The organism is uncultured Porphyromonas sp. (assembly GCF_934359325.1).
GTDB lineage: Bacteria > Bacteroidota > Bacteroidia > Bacteroidales > Porphyromonadaceae > Porphyromonas_A.
Window position 1 is genome coordinate 1 of record NZ_CAKRLH010000166.1, and the last position, 3,710, is coordinate 3,710.

The following is a 3,710-nucleotide window of genomic DNA, read 5'->3' on the forward strand; positions in this document are numbered from 1 at the left end:
CTCGGCTACTTCGCCGGCGTGGAGTACTACCCGATGGAGGATGGCAATCTCCACTTCTTCCTCACCTACGTGGGTCGTAACTTCAAGGACAACATTGCGGACACCACCGCTTCCACCAATAAGCTGCTCTGCGGCTTTATCTACCAGCTCCCGATGTTCTGATCGGAGCAGGCACACCACCTAATGAGGGAGAGCAGACCCACTGAGGATCTGCTCTCCCTTTTCGTAAGCAAGGCTGCCTCGTCCCCCTCATACCATTGCAGTTGCACCTCAAATGACGTAACTTCGCATACTCGTATGACTACTGACAGTACGTCGACGATACTGGGATATAATAAAGGACACGGGAGCGAATGATCCAGCACTGCTCACCTGCTCCTATTGCCAAGTCACAGAAGTAAAGAACAACATATGAAACATTATTTTTGGTGGGCAGCCTCGGTCTGCTTTCTGCTCCTCTTCGCCTGCGGGTGCGACGACACCAGTCAGACGCCCAGGATCAAGCAGGAGGTCATAGACTTTGACCGGACCGGAGGGACCAAGGTTAACGAGGTGGTTCTGAAGAAGAACCCATGGTTTTTCCACACACTTGTAGTCTACGAGCAGGATCCATCAGCCACCACGGTCAATAAGGTCAGGGAAAGAGAGCTGACAAAGGACGAGATGGAGATCAGCACCACGAAGGATGGCTCCAAGGTCATCCACTATGAGTGGATCACCTTCTGCATCTCCAAGGACACCCGCACCGTCACCGTGACCGCTGAGGAGAATAAGACCGGGAAGCCGCGATCCATCTACTTTTTCGCTTTGGCCATAGTATGGGGACCATCCTTTACTGTCACGCAAAGTGAGTAACCCAGTCCTCCACCATTCATCTAATAAGGGAGAGCAGACCCACTGAGGATCTGCTCTCCCTTCTTTTTTTTGCTCGGACACGCACTCTATGAAAAGGGTCGTCCGAAGGAGCAGCCGACTTACTTCTGCTTGGCAGCCTCGGCTTTAGCCTCGTTGATCATCTCCTGGCTTGGCAGGATGAAGACCTCCACGCGGCGGTTCTTGGCACGACCCTCCGGGGTGCCGTTATCAGCGATGGGCTGGTCGGGACCTACACCATCGAGGGTCATGCGGGTGCTGGAGACCTGTTGCTCGCGGAGGAAGTTCACTACGCTCTGAGCGCGACGCTTGGAGAGACCCACGTTGTACTCATGCTTACCGGTGCTATCGGTGTGACCGATGATGCGGATGTTGGTCTGCGGATTGGCATTCATATTAGCCGCAAAGCGGGTGAGTGCCTCCCGAGACTGGGGACTAAGGGCGGTGTTGTCAAAGCCGAAGAGGATACCGCTGTCGAAGGTGACACGGATCGCCTCACCATTATTGACACGCTCCACCTCTGCCTCGGGGACAGCCTTCTCGAGCTCCTTAGCCTGCTTCTCCATATGATTGCCGATGAAGCCGCCAGCGACGCCGCCGACGATACCACCGATGAGGGCACCTGCTCCGGCATTACCTGCCGTATTGCCAATGCCGGCACCGATGGCGGCACCTGCGGCGGTACCGGTACCAGCACCAAGGACGGTCTTATCCATCTTCTGGAGGAAGCCACAGCCACTGAGCGAGACGCTGAGGGCGAGGGCGGATGTTGCGAGGATTGTAGTTGTCTTCTTCATGATTGATTGTGCTATTTATGGATAAAAAAATCATTTGCTACCCTACGTAAGTCAGTACTCACGAGGGCCAAAGATCGCCGTGCCAATGCGCACATACGTCGCACCATGCCTAAGGGCGATCTTATAGTCTTGGGACATGCCGATGGAGAGCTCGCGGAAAGAGGGCTGGTCAGCAAAGTACCGGTCGCGCACCTCACCGAGGAGCTCCTGCATGCGGACAAACTGCTGCTCCACCAGTTCCATATCATCGGTCAGCGAGGCCATCGCCATCAGCCCGACCACCTCCACGTGAGGGCAATCGTTGATCAGCCCCGACTTCAGGAGTTCATCCAGCTCCGTTTCATCCAGTCCATGCTTCGTCTCCTCACCCGAGATATGGATCTGGAGGAGACACCGTATCGGTCCCCGCTCAGCGGGGCGCTCCTGGAGCACAGCCTGACGCTCGATCTCCTTGAGGAGCTTGGCCGAGTCGACACTCTCTATCGTGTCGACAAAGGGGGCAATGTACTTGACCTTATTTCGCTGAAGCGTCCCAATCAGATGCCACTGCACATCGTCGGGCATCTCAGGCTGCTTCGCCACCATCTCCTGCACGCGGTTTTCGCCAAAGATACGCTGCCCCGCATCGTACGCCTCGCGGAGCTTCTCAATGGGGTGATACTTCGACACAGCGACGAGGCGGACCTGCTCTCCCAGCTCTCCCCTCAGTGCCTCTATGCGATCGGCAATGGTGCTCATAGGATGATCTCTCTTACTGCGCTTCGGCGGGCTTAGTCTCCGGAGCCTCGTACCGGAAGGCGTCCACCAGTTGGGTCTCAGCGATCGAGGCAATGGTCCAGTCGGCAAGCGTCGTCTTCATCTGCTTCTCCAGCTCCTCGAGAGCGTCCCTAAAGTCATTCGCCTGCACCAGCATATAGGTGTACTTCTTTTTCTCCACGCCATTCTTCTCGTCCAGCTGGATAAATCCCACCTTCGCTTTGTAGAAGAGCTGTCCGTTATTGAAGAACGTCTCCGAGTAATTGACCTTCTTGACGCTGTCGAGCCGGAAGGGACCACGACTCTCCATCTCTCCGCTCATACGCTCCTCCGCCTCGGTAAAGGTGAGGGCATCGACGAGGTAGTACTCGTGGACCTTCTGGACTTTGCCTGACTCGGCGATCTCTTTTTCGTAAGTGACTTTGCACTCAAACCAACTCATGGAGCTTAATATCTTTCTTAGTAAAACTTATCTGCGGATGATCTTGCGCGTGATGAGGTTATTGACCAGAGGATTGGCATAAGCGTCAAAGATCATATGTGCCACCTCCTCTCGATCCTTGGTCGCCACCTTGGCAGCATCCATCTGCTCTTCGACATAGAGCTCAAAGAGCAGGCGCTCCTTACGGCTGTACATGGAGTCAAATTGGTCTCCACCGCGGACGATGTCGTAGGCGATGTAGTTGGAGGGATAGAAGCGGTAGTTTAGGAAGATCTGCCGGTCGATCTCCCGTGCGATGGCAGCCAGCTGCTCATTCTTACTTGCCTCCGGCTCGTAGAGCGAGACGAGGTCATGCAGCGGCTCGCCCACCTTGATGTGGACGCGCCCCTTCCTCCCACTCAGGCCGGTGCGCATACTGACGAGATCCTCTGTCGGCTGCTTCCGGTAGTCCGGATCGCGCCGGCGGGCAAGCAGCTCCACCGCCTTGAGTGCATCACAAGGGTCGTACTCATAGGAGATCGCCATCGGCACCAGGTGGAGGCTCTCGATCGACTCAGCGATCGATGCCCCCTTTGGGGCGCTCAGCGTCAGCATCTTCAGCAGACCGGGCTGGGTGGTGTCGTTGGAGTCCTTCGCCCGACCATCCCTCTGTGCCAGCCAGACATGCTCCTCTCCCTGCTCCACAGCGGTACGGATATACTCCGAGAGGCGCTTCGACTCCATCAGAGTCTCGCGAACCGGCAGCCCACGCTTCACCACCACGGCATCACAGAGCTTGACCAGCGTCCGTATCCAAGGGCGCTTCAGGAGGTTATCCCCCAGTGTCATCCGCGGCATGGAGA

The 3,710-nt window shown here is 56.3% G+C and carries 6 protein-coding genes; 2 read left to right on the top strand and 4 right to left on the bottom strand.

Going from position 1 to position 3,710, the window contains the following annotated elements:
• On the top strand, window positions 1–162 hold a 162-nt coding region (locus Q0F21_RS06285), incomplete at its 5' end, for a porin (protein ID WP_363282705.1).
• A gap of 249 nt (window positions 163–411) precedes the next feature.
• Window positions 412–855 (top strand): hypothetical protein, encoded by a 444-nt coding sequence (locus tag Q0F21_RS06290; RefSeq protein WP_297238386.1) that lies wholly within the window; start codon window positions 412–414, stop codon window positions 853–855.
• A 119-nt stretch (window positions 856–974) separates the two neighbouring features.
• On the opposite strand, the gene Q0F21_RS06295 is transcribed toward Q0F21_RS06290, so the two are convergent.
• From Q0F21_RS06295 to Q0F21_RS06310, 4 genes are all read right to left on the bottom strand, one after another.
• Entirely contained in the window at window positions 975–1,670 is a 696-nt protein-coding gene (locus tag Q0F21_RS06295) for an OmpA family protein (protein ID WP_297238388.1), read from the bottom strand.
• Window positions 1,671–1,721: 51 nt separating this feature from the next.
• Entirely contained in the window at window positions 1,722–2,408 is a 687-nt protein-coding gene (locus tag Q0F21_RS06300) for a YggS family pyridoxal phosphate-dependent enzyme (protein ID WP_297238390.1), read from the bottom strand.
• A gap of 13 nt (window positions 2,409–2,421) precedes the next feature.
• Entirely contained in the window at window positions 2,422–2,868 is a 447-nt protein-coding gene (locus Q0F21_RS06305) for a DUF4494 domain-containing protein (RefSeq protein WP_297238391.1), read from the bottom strand.
• A gap of 27 nt (window positions 2,869–2,895) precedes the next feature.
• Window positions 2,896–3,710 (bottom strand): hypothetical protein (locus Q0F21_RS06310; RefSeq protein ID WP_297238393.1); only part of this gene is annotated, 815 nt, incomplete at its 5' end.